The sequence below is a fragment of the Amycolatopsis sp. YIM 10 genome, from assembly GCF_009429145.1.
Lineage (GTDB): Bacteria > Actinomycetota > Actinomycetes > Mycobacteriales > Pseudonocardiaceae > Amycolatopsis.
This window is the reverse complement of the sequence record NZ_CP045480.1, coordinates 6,232,878-6,249,432: the sequence shown is the minus strand read 5'-3', so window position 1 is coordinate 6,249,432 and position 16,555 is coordinate 6,232,878. Positions and strand designations below refer to the sequence as shown.

The following is a 16,555-nucleotide window of genomic DNA, read 5'->3' as shown; positions in this document are numbered from 1 at the left end:
TGTCGTACCTCCGGGACTGAAGGATGCGTGCGCAGCTCAGTCTCCGTCGAGGAGATGCCGCATCGTGCGGTTTGTCAGGTTCCGGCCACGGCTGTTTCGCCGGCGGCATCAGACCGTCGTAGTACCGCTTCGCCGCGCCGAGGTCCGGCACGTTGATCCCCAGATGGCCGAGAACACCCGACCTTTGCCAGTCCCCGTGGGCTTCTCCAGCTGCCATCATCCAATCGGGAAACCGGACGAAGGAGTTCGCATGGCCATGTTGATCAATCGTCGTGCCGTGTTGGCCGTCGGCGCGGGTGCGGCCGCCGGTCTGGCGCTGCCGGGCCTCGCCCACGCCGACAGCCACCACACCCCGAGCGTGGGTTTCACCCTCGACGCGGTGACGCTCGACGGTGGCGAGCAGGTCACCGGGGTCACCCTCGACACGTCCCGGCTCGGGCCGATCGACCCGGCGAGCCTGAAGACCAGCACGTTCAGTGTGCACGCCAAAGCCACGCTCCCGATCGGCTCCACCGAGCCGGTGTACGACCTCGACCGCCCGGTGACCGCCATCCGGCTCGACCACCGCGGGAGAATCGTGCTCTCCCTGAGCCATGCCGAAGGGCAGACCGGCGGCGCCACCCTCGGTTATATCCCGGGCAAGGGCCGCAACTTCCGGCTCGATCTCACCTACACCATCACCCAGAACGCCCCGATCGCCCTGCGTCACGGCCGGCCGGTCACCATCTCGCGCTTCGTGCCGGGCCGGCTGGCCAATCCCGAGGTCGACGCCTTCAGCCATCACGTCTCCGGGTCGGGCATGAAGTACCGGCTCTACACCCCCGCCCGCTCACCCCGGCACGGTGGACGTCCCCTGATCGTCTGGTTGCACGGCGGCGGCGAAGGCGCTTCTCTGCCGGACAACTACTACGACAACGAAACCACGCTGCGCGCCAACCGCGGCGCACTGGGCTTCGCCACCCGTGAGGCCCAGCAGATCTTCAACGGCGCTTACGTCGTCGCCCCGCAGAGCACCTCCGCGTGGATGCAGGACGGCCCCCGCTTCGCGCCACTGATCCACGAGATCGTCCAGGAGGTCGTGCGCGGGCATTCGGTCGATCCCGAGCGCGTATACGTGGCCGGATGCAGCAACGGCGGCTACATGAGCATGAAGATGACCACGGTCTATCCCACCACGTTCGCCGCGTCCGTGCCGATCTGCGGAGTCGTCGCCTCACTGGGAGACGGCTCGCCGCTGATCCCCGACGCCGAACTGGCGGCCATCAGCACCCCCACCTGGCTGGTCACCTCCCTCGACGACACCACGGTGGATCCGCAGGCCAACACCGTCCACGCCCACAACCTCATCCCCGGCTCCTCGATGACCCTCTACGACAACGTCGTCTGGAACGGCCACCAGTTCCCCGGCCACTGGTCGTGGATCTACGTGGCGCACAACGACCCCAGCATCGACGGAACCCACATCTGGCAGTGGATGGCCCAGCAGCGGCGCTGATCCGACGCGTCACCCGGAGACGAAGGTGGTGGCTACCGTGGTGCCGTCGGGATTCGCCGCGTTGCCGATCCGGTCGGGCTGACCTGCGCGTGCAGCGTGCGGACGACTTCGGTGGCGGGTGCGGCGATCCGGAACGGGATGGTCGCCCCGGCTGGGGCGTGGTGTGCGCTCCCACTGTTTCGGCGCCGATTTCCTCATCTCGTAAGATCGGTTCCCGGCCAGGCCCGCTGCTCACCTCCGGGCGTACATCTCGTCGAACTTTTCCTCCGCCACCATTCCGGCCTCGAACTTGGCCACGAGGGCGAACGCCGGGGAACACACCTCGATGAACGGCCCGCAAGCCGCGCCCGCCGCCGCGCCGGCGGCCGCGGCGCCCGCCTCACTCGTGGCGATGAAGCCCTGCTTGTGCGCCGCGTCCACGATGGACATCCCGCCCGCGACGTCGGCGGCCCCGTTGGCGGCGTACGCGGCGATCCCCATCATGCGGGTGCCCGCCTTGACGTACTTGTTCTTGGCGTACCAGTCGATGAAGTTCTCCGGCAGCGACCTGGCCTTGGGCAGATTCTTGGCAGGCTCACGCACGGCGGGGTTGCCGCTACGCCCCCGGTTGTTGTGCTTCTTCGCTTCGTCCCGCTGCTTGTCGGCCCCGGCGTGGTAACCGTCCGCTCCGGCTTTTGCCGCGTCAGCGGCTTTGCTCGCCGGGTCGACCACGTCGGCTGTCTTCTGGTACGGGTACGCCTTCTTCTCCGCCTCCTGGTGGTCGCACTGGGTAGGATTCTCGCAGCGCGGCGCCCTGGCAGCCGGCTTGCCGTACTTGGCGGCGTGGTACGCGTCCTCCTTGTCGACGCGGTCCGTCGACTTGGTGCTCGACTTCGGCGGCGCGGCCTCGGCGATCGCCGGGGCGAGTGCGGCGGAGATGCCGCCGAAGGTCAGGGTCGCGGCCACGGCCACGGCTGGTAGCCGGACGGCGGCCCGTCCCAGTAGTCCGGACGAGCCTGTCTCGGGCAGCGGGCATCGATGCTTCCTTTCAGTCCCGGGAAGTGATCCGGCGAACCGCCGGGAAGGAAAGCATCACGACCGCCACCTGGCGCGGACAAGCCAAAACAGCTGTCCCGGGCTGTCCCGGACGTCCGATGGGCCGGGTTTCCACGGCGATTGCGCTCGGCACCGGCCTCCGGGATGCGTTCGAGGCGCTCACGCCATGCCGGGAGGCTATCGAGAGTCGCCGGAGGGAGCCCGCTCAGTGGTTTCGTCGACGGCGTGGCGCAGACTGGTCAGCCAGGTGAGGTGGCCGTTCAGCGCGGTGCGGCCGGACGGCGTGAGCCGCAGCCAGGTCCGGGGCCTTCGGCCGACCGCTCCCTTGCGGATTTCGAGGTAGCCGGCTTCTTCGAGGGTGCGGCTGTGCTTGGAGACGGCGGAATCGCTGATCCCGATGAGGTCGCGGGTGGTGGCGAATTCGACCCAGTTGGCGCCCTGCAACAGCGCGCACAGTGCCAGCCGCGGCCCGGTTTCGAAGATCGGGTCACGTTGGGTGGCCGGGTCGCCGAGGGTTTCACCGCCGGAAAGATCGGACGTGGTCACAGTCCCACCGAGACCCGGCCCGCCTCGATGTCCTCGCGCATCTTGGTGCGGGCCACCTTCTCGCACACGAAGAGGGCCACGGCCGCGGGGACCGACAGCACCGACGCGATGACGAGATGACCGAAGTCGACCAGCAGGCCGACAACGCCGATATTGACCGTGAAAATGGCGAGGAAGGCGTAGTGCGCCTTCCGGGCGCTGGGATACGCGTTCATCCGGTGCGGAAGCCGAACCCCGTGCCGCCGCTCCTTGATCCGTGGGTAGGCCACAAAGAGCAGCATGACGGCGAGCATCACCCACGCCCCAGCTCCGGTGAAGAGGCCGGGCAGGAACAGCTTCCAGATCGGGATCCCGAGCAACACCACGTACGCGCCTATTTCGAACATCGACTGGGTACGTGACGACTCGGGCAAGGTGCCGAGGGCTTGGGTGGCGAGCTTGCGTCGCACGTCGGCGACCTGGTCGAGTTCGGCGGAGCCAGGCATACCGTCGTCCAATCCGCATCTACTTTCGATATGGAAAGCATGCAGGGGCGGGCCGTGGTTGTCAACGGGCACCAGGCCGGATCCGGTGCGGGAAGGACGGTGCCGGGTGGCTCAGGCCAGGTCGAGGGGGAGCTGTACTCGCACGTCGGGGAGTCCGGCGAGGGGCCAGGCCACGATCAGGTCGAGCAGGTCGTCGTGCGGGCGGTTCAGGGTGAACTCCTGGTGGGAGGAGAAGTTTTGGCCGCCTCCGGAGGCGGAGCTGTCACCTGGTCGGAGCCAGAAGGCTTCGTGCCCGTTGATGACTGCCACGGAGGCACCGGGACCGGTGGCCCGGATCTGCGCTGGGTCGTCCAGCGCGCCTGGGGTCGGTCGCGAAGAGGGGAACACATGGGCGCTGATCGTGTCCGCGCGATCGTCCTTGGCGATGCTGAACAGTTCCATGGACAGCATCGAGTTCGTGGCGGTCAGCCGGGTGAGCACAACGGCGACGCGGTGATCGCCGCGGTGGAGTACTCGAAGTGGCGCGGCGTTCGTGCCTGCTTCGATGGCCGGTGGCAAGTGGTGGCTGTGGGCATGGTGGGTTACCCCTTCTGGCACGGGGTGAACGTCCAGTGGTGCTTGCCAGATCGAGGTCGTGGCTCGTTCGACGGTGGGCCGGTCGGGTAGTGGCATGGTGACGACGGTTTCCGGGAAGCCGATCTCCGGCCAGGCGAGCACGAGCGACAACCGGTCGAACGCCGGCGGAAACCGGAACACCGACCGGTGGGTGGGACCGGACGTGCTGCTGCTGCCCGACGAGGAGGATGTGGCGAACTCCCAGTGTGCGCGGCCGGTGTGATCGAGCCGGCCGGCGCGCAGGTCCATGCCTTCGTCATACGCCGGCAGCAACTGGCGGGGCGCGACTTCCGGCGGGCTCGAGAGCCCGTCGCGGATGTCGCGCTGCCGTTCGGTCGCACTGCGGTGATCCAGCGGACGGCGGGCCAGTAGTTCGATGTCCAAGGCCGAGAGCCGGGACACCGCGCGCACGATGCCCACGGTCAGTTCGGGCCGACGCACCAGCAAGCCGCCCGGATGTGCCACAGCACCCAGGGTTTCGGTCGTGTCCACCGCCTCACCATCTCATGAGGGGGAGGGCGGCGCGGTCCTCCACTTCGGCGGGCAGCAGGTGCGCCTTGGCCAGGTCGGCCGTGAACAGCGGCACCGTTCGTTCATCAAGCGTTCACCTCGCGATGGGCCGCTCGCGCGTCAAACGAGTCACGGGCGATGAAGGATCGTCCGCACGGGGGAACGACCTGGGGAGACGCAACGAGTGAAACGCCGGTTGTCCATCGCCGCCGCGGTGGTACTGGTCCTGGCTGTGGCAGGCGTGATCGTGTTCGGCGGGCCGGACGAGGCCGGGACCGGCACGCGGGCGGGCGAAACGACCACGGTCAAAGGGGTGATCGGCTCGGAGAAGCTCGCCTTCTTCTCCGATCAGCGGGTGGTCGACGCCTTCGCCAAGCACGGGCTCGAGGTGGAGGTCGACACGGCCGGTTCGCGGCAGCTCGCGACGAGCGTGGACCTGGGCGGTTACGAGTTCGCGTTCCCGTCCTCTTCCCCCGCGGCACAACGCATCCAGCGTGACCGCTCGGTCACCGGGGTGTACACGCCGTTCCAGTCGCCGATGGCCGTCGCGACCTTCGAGCCGATCGTCTCGCTGCTCACCGCGAACGGCGTGGTGCGCCGGGGCGCGGGCGACTACCAGGTGCTCGACATCGCGAAGTACCTGGAGATCACCCGCGCGGGCACCCGCTGGGACCAGTTGCCCGGCAACACCGCCTTCCCCGCGCGCAAGAACGTGCTGCTGACCACCACCGACCCCCGCGAGTCCAATTCGGCCGCGATGTACCTGTCGATCGTTTCCTTCGTGGCCAACGGGAACACCGTGGTCAACTCGCCGGAGGCCGAGGCGAAGGTGCTGCCGGAGCTGTCGAAGCTGTTCCTCGACCAGGGCTACACGCAGAACAGCACCGAGGGCCCGTTCGAGGACTACCTGGCCGCCGGCATGGGCAAAACGCCGATGGTGCTGATCTACGAGTCGCAGTTCGTGGACCGGCTGGTCCGCGCCGACGGCTCGATCCGGCCCGACATGCGGCTGCTCTACACCGCGCCGACGGTGTACTCGAAGCACACACTGGTTCCGTTGGCCCCCAACGGAGATCGGGTCGGTCAATTGCTGACCACCGATCCGGAACTGGGGAAGCTGGCGGCCACCTTCGGTTTCCGCACCAACGACCCGCGCCTGTTCGGCGAGGTGACCACCGCGGCGAAGGCGCCGGTGCCCGGCGATCTGGTCGACACCGTGGAACCACCGTCGTTCGAAACGCTCGAGCGGATGCTCGACGCGGTCCAGAAGCAGTACTAGATGGACGCCTTCGAACTCACGCCACCGGAACCGGTGGCCGCGGTGCCCGCCGAGCGGGCCGCCGGACTGATCACTTTGGACGATGGCACCCGGGCCGCCGCCCAGCGGCGCGCCGAGCACTTCGCCGAACGCTTGCAAGCACTGGACGTCCGCTCGCCGCAGTTCACCGCGGTGCTCGACGAGCTGCTCGCGGTGGGGGAGGCCGACATGCGGGCCGCGGCCACCGTCGCCGGCGCGCTGCTGGACCGGTCCGCCCGCGCGTTGTCGGGAACGCGTGGCGACATCGCTTCCCCGCAGCAGCAGGTGACCGTGAGCCTGTCCGGGCTCCGCCGTACCGTCGCCGAACTGGATCCGGCGAAACTCCCGATCACCGGGCGGAAACTGCTCGGCATGATCCCGCTCGCGGGTGCGGCGAAGAAGGCGCTGGACCGGTACCGGGCGGCGAACGAGCCGGTCAACGCACTCGTGCTGGACCTGCGTGCCCGCCAGGACGTGCTGCGGCGGGACAACGCCGTGCTCCAGGGTGAGCGGGAACGCCTGTGGCAGACCATGGGCAAGCTGGCCGAGGCAGCCGCCTTCGCCGAGGCCGTGGACGCCGCGATCGACCGCCAGGCCGGGATCTTCGACCTCACCGATCCGGCGCACGCCAACGCGTTGCGGGCCGACGTACTGCACCCGATCCGGCAACGGCACCAGGACCTGCTCACCCAGCTCGCGGTCAGCGCGCAGGGTTATCTCGCGCTGGACCTGATCCGCCGGACCAACGACGAGCTGATCCGCGGGGTCGAGCGCGCGGTGTCGACCACCGTGTCCGCGCTGCGGGTGGCGTTGCTGGTCAGCGCGGCGCTGGCCGGGCAGCGGGACGTGCTCGACGAGGTCGACGCGGTGCGAGCGACCACGGACGGGCTGATCCGCGCGAACAGCGAACTGCTCGCGATGCAGAGCGAAGAGGTCCGCAAGGCGAGCAGCGATCCGGCGGTCGGTGTCGAGACGCTGCGGCTGTCCTTCGACCGGATCTACGCCTCCATCGACGCGATCGACACCTTCAAGGCCGACGCGGTCCGCACGATGGCGAGCACGGTCGAGTCGCTGTCGGGTGAGATCCGCCGTGCCGAGGACTACCTGCGCCGGTCGCACGACGCGGCACCGGACAGGCGAGGCGAGGGAGCCTGATGAGGAAACTGATCGCGTTCGCCGTCGCGGTGGCGTGCGCCGCGACCCTCGCCGCCTGCGACACGGGTCAGGGCGCCGATCCGGAGCAACCGGCCGGGCCGCCCCGGCCGGGCACCCTGCGCGTGCTCGCGGGCAGTGAACTCGAGGACCTGAAGCCGGTGCTCGAAGAGGCGGCGAAGGCCACCGGGGTCACGGTGAACTTCAGCTTCACCGGCACCCTGGAGGGCACCGAGCTGCTCGCGAACGGTGGCGCCGACGGCAAGTACGACGCGCTCTGGTTCTCCTCGAACCGTTACCCGCAGGGCATTCCCGGCGCGGCGAGCAGGCTGGGCAACCAGACCAAGATCATGAGTTCGCCGGTGGTGCTCGGCCTGTCCACCTCTGCGGCGCAGCGGCTCGGCTGGGCGGGCAGGCCGGTCAGCTGGGCCGAGATCGCCGAGCAGGCGGGTGATCAGGCGTTCACCTACGGGATGACCGATCCGTCGGCCTCGAATTCCGGTTTCTCCGCGCTGGTCGGGGTGGCCTCCGCACTGGCGGGCACCGGCAGCGCGATCGACGCCGGGCAGATCGGCGCGGTGACCCCGGCACTGACCGAGTTCTTCACCGCGCAGGCGCTGTCCGCGGGCTCGTCGGGCTGGCTGTCCGAGGCCTATCAGCGGCGGGCCACCGGACAGGAACCCGGGGCCAAGGTCGACGGCCTGATCAACTACGAATCGGTGCTGCTGTCGATGAACGCCGGCGGCAAGCTCCCGGAACCGCTGACGCTGATCTACCCGAGCGACGGCGTGGTGACCGCGGACTACCCGCTCACCCTGCTGAACAACACCGGCGACGACGCCCGCGCGGCGTACCAGAAGCTCACCGAGCACCTGCGCTCGCCGGAGGCGCAGCGCCGGATCATGGAAACCACGCAGCGCCGCCCGGTGGTGCCCGGGGTGCCGCTCGGGCCGCAGTTCGGCAGCCAGAGCTTGGTGGAACTGCCGTTCCCGGCCACCCAGGAAGCCTTCGACGCGCTGCTTTCCGCCTATTTCGACAAGATCCGGCGGCCGTCCCGCACGTTGTACGTGCTCGACACCTCGGGTTCGATGGCGGGTGATCGCATCACCGCGCTGCGGTCGGCGCTGGCCGGGCTGACCGGCGCCGACGGCTCGCTGACCGGGCGGTACCGGAAGTTCCGCAGCCGGGAGGAGATCACCATGCTCCCGTTCGACACCGGGCCCGATCAGCCACGCACGTTCACCGTGCCGGAGCAGGACCCGCAACCGGCGCTGGACCAGGTCAAGGCGTTCGCCGAGGGGCTCACCGCGGACGGCGGCACGGCGATCTACGACAGCCTGAAACGGGGTTACCAGGTCCTTTCGCCACTGGTGAGCCAGGACGCGAACCGGTTCACCTCGATCGTGCTGATGACCGACGGCGAGAACACCGACGGTTCGGACGCCGCGTCGTTCGAGGCGGCGCTGCCCGGCATGCCCGAGAACGTGCGGGGAGTGCCGGTGTTCACGGTGTTGTTCGGCGAGGGCAACGTGGACCAGTTGAACCGGGTCGCGTCGCTCACCGGGGGCAAGGTGTTCGACGCGCGTGACACCGATCTGGGCAAGGTCTTCCAGGAAATCCGCGGGTACCAATGATCCGTTATCTCGGCTCGACGAAGAACCTCGCCGGCTGCGCTGGCGGGCTGCTCGGGCTGGTGCTCTACCTGACCGGGGTGGTCGGCTCGTTCTGGCCGCTGGTCGTCGCGGGCCTGTACGCCGCGGGAGCGCTGCTCGCGCCACCGGAGAAGGTCCACCTGGTGCCCGACGCGGCCGCTGAGGCCGATCAGCTGCGTGCCGGGCTGGAAACGTTGGTGCGCATGGTTTCCGAGCAGGCGGGCCGGATGCCGGAAGGCTCGGTGGAGACGGTCCGCCGGATCGCGGAGATCCTCGACGGCCTGTTCGCCCGCCCGGCCGACCTGCGTGCGAATCCCGATGTGCTGCACGCGGTCACCACGCTGGCGCGCGTGGATCTGCCGCAGTCGGTGGAGACCTATCTGAACCTGCCGTGGTGGGTGTCGGCGAAACGGCTGGCGGGCACCGCGAACAGCGCGGGTGACGAGCTGCGCACCCAGCTCGGCCTGCTGCTGGGCCGGGCCGAGAAGATCGCCGAGCGGTTCTACGCGGCCGAGTTGCACCAGCAGGCCGATCACACCCGCTACCTCCGCGACCGGGAGCGGGACGATTCGCCCGGTGGATGATCGCTCGCGTTCATGCCCGCGTGCCGAACATCCGGCCGAGGTCCGCGCTCGACGAGACGACCAGGGTTTCCGCCAGCCGCAGCGTTTCCCGGTCCCTGGCGGCGAGCGCGACGCCGAGCGTGGGGTCTTCGGCGAAACCGGCCGACGGAATGGTCGGCACCAGCACCGCGCCCAGCGCGGCGCACGCCTGGATGAGGCCGCGGACGTGGTCGTAGAGCAGGTCCTCCGGCAGCCGGGCGCCCAGCCGGAGCCGGTCGCGGGTCCGGACCAGCCACGGTGCGCCGTGTACCCGATTCAGCCGGGCTTGCAGGCAGAAGGCGACGGCCGGGCCGGTGATCCGGCAGTTGATCTCGGTCGGTGCGAGCCTGTCCGCCGGGGCCGATACGAAGTCGACGTCGAACCAGCCGCGATAGCCGGAGGCCGCGAGTGCCTCGCCCACCCGCAGGCCGAACCGGGCGGCCACCCGGCCGAGTGGTGCGGGCAGCACGCCCGGTCCGATGAGGACACCCGAGTACCTTGTGCCGTCGACGTCCATCACCCCGGCGCCGACCAGGTGCACACCGCCGTCCGGCGCCACCACGCCGTCGACCGTGACATCGCGGCACGGGCCGGTGGCGGCGACGAACTGCTCGACCACCACTTCGCCGGCCACTCGCGACCGCCGCATCCGCCGCCGGAAGGCCCGCGCGCCACCCCATTCGGCCACCAGTTCGGGGGTGACCACCAGCGTGCCGGAGCCGCCGACCCCGTGCACCGCCTTGAGCACCACGCTGACGCCGTCACCGGCGCTGCGGGCCGCCTTCGCGGCGGCTTCGCCCAGCGAGGCGAACCGCTGCTGGCCGGGCACCAGGATCCCGTCATCGGCGAGTTCGCCGAACAACTCGTTCGCCGCCGCCTTGGACTCCCAGCGCCGCCCGGCCGCCAGCGCCGCGGCACCGGTCCCGGGACCACGGCCGGTGGCGCTCAGCAGCCGGTCGGTGCCGGTGGTGTGCCCCCACGCCAGCAGCGGGCCGTCCGCGTCGGTGAGCCGCCGGACCAGCCCCGGCCGGTCGAGCACCGCGCCGGTCAGGTCCGGTCCGCCGGTCACTCCACTGTGGACTTCGATCGGATCCCAGCGCAGGGCCCGCCGTTGCAGTTCCACCCAGGACGAGTCCAGCGGACCCGGCAGCACCACGACCTCCGGGTGCGGACTGTAGAACATCGCCAGATCGGCGTAGGAATGCCCGCCCCGCACCGAATCGGCGTCCAGGTCGGCGAAGCGCGCGTTGTACTCGGCCACGTTGCCGACGTGCACCGCGCGGCGTCCGCCGGTCCACGCCGCCTCCCAGGGATCGGTCACCGCGGCTCGGTGCGGCGTCGCGCCGAGACGAACCGGACGAGCACGGCGCCCGCCACCATCAGCGTGATGTTGAAGGTGAACACCAGAACGGTCTGGCGCGGCCAATCCTGCGGTGAGCTGAGCCGGTAGAAGTTGTCCTGCGGCCACCAGGCCAGCAGCAGCCAGGCCAGCGACAGGTGCGCCGCGACGGTCAGCGGCAGGCCGCGCTCCAGCGAGGCGATCCACCGGTAACCGCGGAAGAGGTAGGCGGCGCCGAGCCCGAACGACGCGGATTCGGCGGCGTAGAGCACGTGGAAGAAGGCCGCCCACGGCTGCGGTACGCGTTCGGTGTTCCGGGAACCGGGCCAGAACACGTCTGTCAGCAGGTAGCTCGCCAGTGTCAGGGCGATGGCGATCGCCAGGCCGTAGCCGATGCCGGTGAGTGAGTTCTCCCCGAACCACCGTGGCCCGCCTTTGGCCGTCAGCCCGGTTTCACCGTGCCGTGACCGCGGCACGACGGCACGGGGCAGGCGCTCGCGGTCGACCGCGCCGGAACCGTCGCGCGGCAGCGACGGAACCACGACGACCCGCGCCAGGTGTCCATTGTGGAGGCGGGCCAGCCGGGCCGCGTCGATCTCCCGGCCCGGCGTGGGCACCACGTAACCGACGGCCGTCCGCCGGACACGCCCGGCGTACTCGTCCCAGAAGTCCGGATCGTCGGCCACCACGGCCTCCCGCACCTCGGGAAAGGACCGCAATGCCGATTCGACTTCGGCGACGGCGACCGCGTTCAGGCCGGTGGCGCGCACATCGGCCCGGCCGAGGTGGTCGAGCAGGCCGTCGGGCCGGAGCCGGGCCAGATCCCGCGTGCGGCGCAGCGGGCTTTCCCCGATCCTGATCGCGACCTCGCCGACGTCCGTGGTGCTCTGCCAGGTTCCCGGCGCGACCACGCGGATCTCGACCCCCGGCACCGGCCGGCCGAGCAGTGCCTGGTCATCCCGGAACCGTGGGGCGCCGAGCATGGACAGCTCCAGTCGCCGCAGGTCGTTCACCACTTCGGGCACCCGGTGGACGTGCACCAGCCGCACCCGCGGGCCGAGGATCCGCGCCAGCTCACGATGCTCGCCGAGGAACCACCGTTCCCCGCTCACCGCGAACAACCGGAGCGATCCGGGCCGCCGCTCCCGCAGTTCGTCGCCCAGACGGCGGGCCAGGTGGGTCTCGCACTCCAGCACGGTGATCCGCTGTTCGTCGAGCAACTCGGCCAGCTCGGCGATCGAGGCGGTCCGGTCGGTGCCGAAGTCACGTCCGGCGAGCACCAGGGTGGCGCCGGAGCACAGCGCGCGGATCCAGTCGGCGGTGAAAACGACGGACTCGGCGGGCGCCGTCTGCAGGACCCGGTCGACGGGCGTCAGCTCGTAGTGCCCGGCCCAGTCGCGCTGGGCGAGGGCCAGCTGACGGTGCTCTATCGCGGTACCGCGGTGTACGAGGCAGGCCGGGTTGGTGCCGAAGATCTCGGGTGCCTGGCCGGCCTCCGGTTCGGCGGCGATCGCGCCGGCGTCGGTGTCCACGCAGACGATCGCCGCTTCGACCACGTCCGCCAGCCGGATCCGGTGGCTCTCTTGAGTGATCACCAGCGCCGGGTCCAGTTCGCGGAGCACCTCGCGCAACCTGCGGTCCGGCGCCGAAGGTTCGAGCAACACGTACACCGCGCCCGCGCGCAGTACCGCGAGCACGGCCGCGGGCAGCTCGACGGACCGGTCGAGGCAGACCACCACCACATCGCGCTTGCCTGCCCCCTGCTGCCGCAGGTATCCGGCGAGTCGCGCCGAGGTGGAGTCCAGCTCGCCATAGGACAGCGTGCGCTCACCACACACCACGGCGACGGCCTCCGGCGCCCGCCGGGCGTGCCCCTCGACCAGACGATGCACCTGGTCCTCGTCCACCACGCCCTCCCGCCGCCGCACTGTTCCCGATCACTGGAATACAACACGGCGGCGGGTGCGCGCGTGGGCACTTTTACCAAGCTCAGGATGATCGGGGGGTATCGCGGAAGTACGGGCACCCCCATGCCGAGCGAACCGAGTACGCACAGCAGCCCCAGCCCGCCGAGCAGGACGACCTGCAGTCGCATCGAACCGGGTGCGGAACGGCCCCAGCCGGCCCCGGCGAGGATCTCGTCGCCGACGGCGAGACCGCCACCGATCACCGTGCCGCCGCCGGTCCGGCCGTCGGCGAACCGCCACGTCGCGGCCGCGGCCGGGGCTTCGGTGTTCGGTGAGCTGTCGCCCGCCTGCTTCGTCACTTCGGTGACCACGGCGGTCTCACCGTTGACGAGCTGGTCGAGATCGTCCGACACCGACCACCAGAGCACGGCCCCCACGATGAGCAACGGCGCGACCACCCGGGGGAGCTGCCAACGCGGGTATAACGTGTCGCGGACAAACCCACGTCGTGGATAAACCTGACAGGAGCTTCCCGATGTCCCGCTTCACCCTCCCGCCCGAAGATGTGCTGCGCGCCCGCGAGAAGCTGGTCCTTGACCACTTCCGGGACGAGGTCCGCCAGGACTGGGCCGCGACCCTGTCGACGTTCCCGCATCCGCACTACGAGCTGATCGCGCAGATGACCGTCCACGATGGAGACCGCGAGGTCCGCGACTACTACCACGACACGCGCGTGGCCTTCCCCGACCAGAACCACGAGATCATCGCCTTGCGCCACGCACACGACGCCGTGATCGTCGAATTCTGGCTGACCGGCACCCACAACGGCCCGCTCGGCAAGATCCCGCCCACCGGCTCGAAGCACCGCACCAGGATGACCGCGTATTTCGTTTTCGACGCGGAGGAGAACCTGGTCGTGGAGCGCGTCTACTTCGACCAGCTCACCATTCTCAAGCAGCTGGTCGGTGGTCTGGACAAGAAGAATCCCGCCGACCTGCTCAAGCTCGGCCGCGTGGTGGCCGGGGTGCTCGCCATGGCGGGCGGTGACCCGGATCCGCGCCTGACCGCCACGGTCGCCCCCGACCTCGACGACTGACCCCGGAGCTACTCCGGTGCCTGGAAGCCGCCGGTTCTCCGCTCGAGCAGTCCGGCCAGCCGCAACGGGGTGCGGTCCTCGAACATCGGGCCGATGAGCTGCACTCCGACCGGCAGGCCCTCGGGGGACCGGCCCGCGGGAATGGCGGTGGCGGGCAGGCCGGGCATGGTGGCCAGGCCCGCCCAGACGAGCTGGTCGAAGTAGGGGTATTCGACGCCGTCGATGTCGATGCGCCGGTCCAGCGGATCGGGGCTGTGGTCGTGCGGGAACGCGGGTGTCGGGGTGATCGGGCACACCACGGCGTCGAACTCGGCGAACAGCCTGCGCCAGCCGTGGCGGTGGAGTTCGCGGCGGTTGTTCGCCTCCAGCCAGTCGCGGTGGCTGAACTCCATGGCGCGCAGTCGCACGGCGTCAAGACTCCGGTCGTCCGCGCTGAGTCCGGCGGCGGCGTCCGAGTCGATGGGAAAACGCGCGACGGAGCCCGAAATCAGCAGCTGCATGTAGAGCGTCGCGGCTTCGGTCAGATCGGGCAGCAGGGGACTGTGCCGTGCGACGCGGGCGCCGCCGTCGACGAGCGCGTCGGCCACCCGGTTCACACCCGCCCGCACGGCGGATCCGGTCGGGATGAGCGGATGCTCGTCGAGAACCAGGACGCGGAAATCGCCGAGCCGTTCGTGGCGGGCGGGCGGTAGTGCCAGCCGGTGCGCCACGCCGTGCGTCAGCGGGTCCGGTCCGGCCATGAGGTCGAGCAGGAGCGCGAGGTCGCGGGCGGTGCGCGCCATCGGCCCGACGACGGCGAGGTCGAGGTCGACTGGCAAGGCCGGTTCGGACGGTGGGACCATGCCGCGGTTCGCCACCAGTCCGAGCGTCGGCTTGTGCGCGTAGACGCCGCAGAAATGCGCGGGAGTGCGCAGCGAGCCGCCGATGTCGGAACCGATGGACAACGCGCCGAACCCGGACGCCAGAGCCGCCGCCGACCCGCCGGAGGACCCGCCCGCCGTGCGGCCGTGCGCCCACGGGTTGCTGGTGGTGCCGTAGATCTCGTTGAAGCTCTGGATGTCCTGCAGTCCCAGGGGAACGTTGGTCTTGCCGAGCACCACCGCGCCCGCGGCCTTGAGCCGTGACACCTGTACCGCGTCCTCGGACGGCAGATAGTCCCGATGCGGCGGCATGCCCCAGGTCGTGGGCAGCCCGGCGATGTTGTAGGACTCCTTGACCGTCACCGGAATGCCGAGCAGCGGCCGGTCCTCGCCACGCGCACGTGCCTGGTCGGCACTGTCCGCGGCGGCCCGCGCCCGGTCGAAGTCCGGTACGCAGATCGCGTTGATCACCTCGTCGTCGCGCTCGATACGGGCGATCGCCTCGTCGGTCAGTTCCACCGATGTCACCGCCCCGGCGCGTAACGCGGCAATGAGTTCTTCGGCTGTTTGAAAGCTCCATTCCATGAATCCGAAGCTATCGGCTCGTTGTAGCGGGCACGAAATTCCGGTCCGCGCAATAGGATGGAGTGTTCAATCGCGTAGCAGTGGCGGGTAGAGCTGGGTCGCTTTTCCTGCGTGGTAGAGCTTGCCCGGACGTCCACCTTGGCTGGCCGCCGTTTTTGTGGTCGGTAGCAGAAAGCCTTCGGCGCGGGTGACTTTGCGGTGGAAGTTGGCCGGGTCGAGGCGGGTGTTCCAGACGGTTTCGTAGACCTGGCGTAGGTCGGCGACGGTGAACGTGGGTGGGCAGAAGGCTGTGGCGAGGGTGGTGTATTCGAGTTTGCCGCGGGCGCGCTCGACGGCGTCGGTGAGCAGGACGTGGTGGTCGAACGCCAGGGCTGCGGGGTTGTCGAGGAGTGGTTGCACGGCTGTCCAGCGGGCTCGGCGGGCGTCTCCGCCGGCGGTCGGCAAGGGCAGGTCGGGCATGAGCGCGACGTAGCAGACTGAGACGACGCTGCGGGGGTCGCGGTCGGGGTCTCCGTAGCTGGCGAGTTGCTCGATGTGGAGAGTGTTCGCGTCGAGGCCGGTTTCCTCGGCGAGTTCGCGATGCGCGGCCTGGTCGAGGTTTTCGCCGGGTTCGAGGAAGCCGCCGGGTAGGGCGAGGGCGCCGAGGAAGGGTTCTTTGCCGCGTTCGACGACGAGGACCTGCAGCTGGCGCTCGCGCACGGTCAGGATCGCGAGGTCGACGGCGATGGCGCGGCGTGGCGGTGTCCGGGGCGGCATGGGGCACACACTACCTTCTTGTCATCTTGACTAAAAGAAGTCCGGCGCTTACGGTGAGTCTCGCTCCATCTTTTTGTCAACCTGACTATTACGGGGGATCGGCGGCCCGGCGTCGCCCGCGCGGCCGCGCCGATGCCCACCCGGCGACGGGGAAGGGGAGATCCATGAAGATCGTCTGCTCGCTCCGAATTCTGTGTTCATTTACGGCATGGACGCTGGTCAGCGGTGTGCTGCTGGGGTTTGTGCTGGCCCAGTCGGTCAGCACGCTGAGCGCGCCGGCCACGGTGCCCGTGCGTGCTGCCCACGTGGCCGGGCCACGCAACGCCACCGTGGACCTCGCTCGCGGAGAGGAATTTCTGACACTCGATGCATCACCCGTTCGTGTCGTCTCCCAGCCCGGTGCGGTGCCGGGGCGCCGGGATGTTTGAGGATCTGGCCGCTCGATTGGCGGAGATCCGGCAGCGGTCGCGGTCCGCGCATGCCTGCTCGACGCCAGGATGGTGCGGGTGTGGCCGGACGGGCTGCCCGCCTCGATCCCGGTAGCCCGACACTGGAACGAAAATCGTCGTACGGAGCGCTTCGGTGCAGTGGTCATCGAAGCGCTCCACCACGCGGTGCGGACT

The 16,555-nt window shown here is 69.7% G+C and carries 15 protein-coding genes; 7 read left to right on the top strand and 8 right to left on the bottom strand.

All coding sequences use genetic code 11. The features are described from left to right. Positions 1-250: 250 nt before the first annotated feature. Entirely contained in the window at positions 251-1,495 is a 1,245-nt protein-coding gene (locus YIM_RS29485) for a PHB depolymerase family esterase (protein ID WP_153033440.1), read from the top strand. 231 nt (positions 1,496-1,726) lie between these two features. Here the strand turns inward: YIM_RS29485 and YIM_RS29480 are convergent, their stop codons facing one another. The 4 genes from YIM_RS29480 to YIM_RS29465 all read right to left on the bottom strand — a co-directional run bounded on the left by YIM_RS29480 (position 1,727) and on the right by YIM_RS29465 (position 4,668). Beyond that, positions 1,727-2,440, bottom strand: coding sequence for a hypothetical protein (locus tag YIM_RS29480; RefSeq protein WP_153033439.1), 714 nt, complete (start codon positions 2,438-2,440; stop codon positions 1,727-1,729). A 267-nt stretch (positions 2,441-2,707) separates the two neighbouring features. Beyond that, positions 2,708-3,076, bottom strand: coding sequence for a transcriptional regulator (locus tag YIM_RS29475; RefSeq protein WP_153033438.1), 369 nt, complete (start codon positions 3,074-3,076; stop codon positions 2,708-2,710). Next, positions 3,073-3,561: a hypothetical protein gene (locus YIM_RS29470; RefSeq protein ID WP_153033437.1), complete on the bottom strand. Its 489-nt coding sequence runs from the start codon at positions 3,559-3,561 to the stop codon at positions 3,073-3,075. Before YIM_RS29470 ends, YIM_RS29475 begins: the two co-directional genes overlap by 4 nt. A 111-nt stretch (positions 3,562-3,672) precedes the next feature. Next, on the bottom strand, positions 3,673-4,668 hold the full coding sequence (locus YIM_RS29465) for a hypothetical protein (RefSeq protein WP_153033436.1): 996 nt from the start codon (positions 4,666-4,668) through the stop codon (positions 3,673-3,675). Between the two features lie 202 nt (positions 4,669-4,870). On the opposite strand from YIM_RS29465, the gene YIM_RS29460 reads away from it, so the two are divergent. Genes YIM_RS29460 through YIM_RS29445 form a run of 4 tightly spaced genes read left to right on the top strand, consistent with a single transcriptional unit; the run spans position 4,871 to position 9,371 of the window. Beyond that, complete coding sequence (locus YIM_RS29460) at positions 4,871-5,965, top strand: hypothetical protein (protein ID WP_153033435.1); 1,095 nt, start codon at positions 4,871-4,873, stop codon at positions 5,963-5,965. Then, the gene (locus YIM_RS29455; RefSeq protein WP_153033434.1) at positions 5,966-7,138 is read left to right on the top strand and encodes a toxic anion resistance protein; all 1,173 of its coding nucleotides are present in this window, start codon (positions 5,966-5,968) and stop codon (positions 7,136-7,138) included. Continuing rightward, complete coding sequence (locus YIM_RS29450) at positions 7,138-8,769, top strand: VWA domain-containing protein (protein ID WP_153033433.1); 1,632 nt, start codon at positions 7,138-7,140, stop codon at positions 8,767-8,769. Before YIM_RS29455 ends, YIM_RS29450 begins: the two co-directional genes overlap by 1 nt. Continuing rightward, positions 8,766-9,371: a hypothetical protein gene (locus YIM_RS29445; RefSeq protein WP_153033432.1), complete on the top strand. Its 606-nt coding sequence runs from the start codon at positions 8,766-8,768 to the stop codon at positions 9,369-9,371. Before YIM_RS29450 ends, YIM_RS29445 begins: the two co-directional genes overlap by 4 nt. Positions 9,372-9,381: 10 nt before the next feature. Here YIM_RS29445 and YIM_RS29440 read toward each other — a convergent pair whose 3' ends face one another. Next, positions 9,382-10,710: a hypothetical protein gene (locus YIM_RS29440; protein WP_153033431.1), complete on the bottom strand. Its 1,329-nt coding sequence runs from the start codon at positions 10,708-10,710 to the stop codon at positions 9,382-9,384. Beyond that, a complete protein-coding gene (locus tag YIM_RS29435; protein WP_194239789.1) occupies positions 10,707-12,635 on the bottom strand; it encodes an AMP-binding protein in 1,929 nt (642 codons plus the stop codon). Before YIM_RS29435 ends, YIM_RS29440 begins: the two co-directional genes overlap by 4 nt. 535 nt (positions 12,636-13,170) lie before the next feature. Here YIM_RS29435 and YIM_RS29430 point away from each other — a divergent pair. Continuing rightward, entirely contained in the window at positions 13,171-13,731 is a 561-nt protein-coding gene (locus tag YIM_RS29430; protein ID WP_153033429.1) for an ester cyclase, read from the top strand. Positions 13,732-13,739: 8 nt separating this feature from the next. Here YIM_RS29430 and YIM_RS29425 read toward each other — a convergent pair whose 3' ends face one another. Together YIM_RS29425 and YIM_RS29420 are read right to left on the bottom strand one after the other, a co-directional pair. Further along, positions 13,740-15,176: an amidase gene (locus tag YIM_RS29425; protein ID WP_153033428.1), complete on the bottom strand. Its 1,437-nt coding sequence runs from the start codon at positions 15,174-15,176 to the stop codon at positions 13,740-13,742. Positions 15,177-15,242: 66 nt separating this feature from the next. Beyond that, positions 15,243-15,932, bottom strand: coding sequence for an NUDIX domain-containing protein (locus YIM_RS29420; protein WP_153033427.1), 690 nt, complete (start codon positions 15,930-15,932; stop codon positions 15,243-15,245). Between the two features lie 164 nt (positions 15,933-16,096). Between YIM_RS29420 and YIM_RS29415 the strand changes: the two genes are divergently transcribed. Continuing rightward, a complete protein-coding gene (locus YIM_RS29415) occupies positions 16,097-16,360 on the top strand; it encodes a hypothetical protein (protein WP_153033426.1) in 264 nt (87 codons plus the stop codon). Positions 16,361-16,555 lie beyond the last annotated feature (195 nt).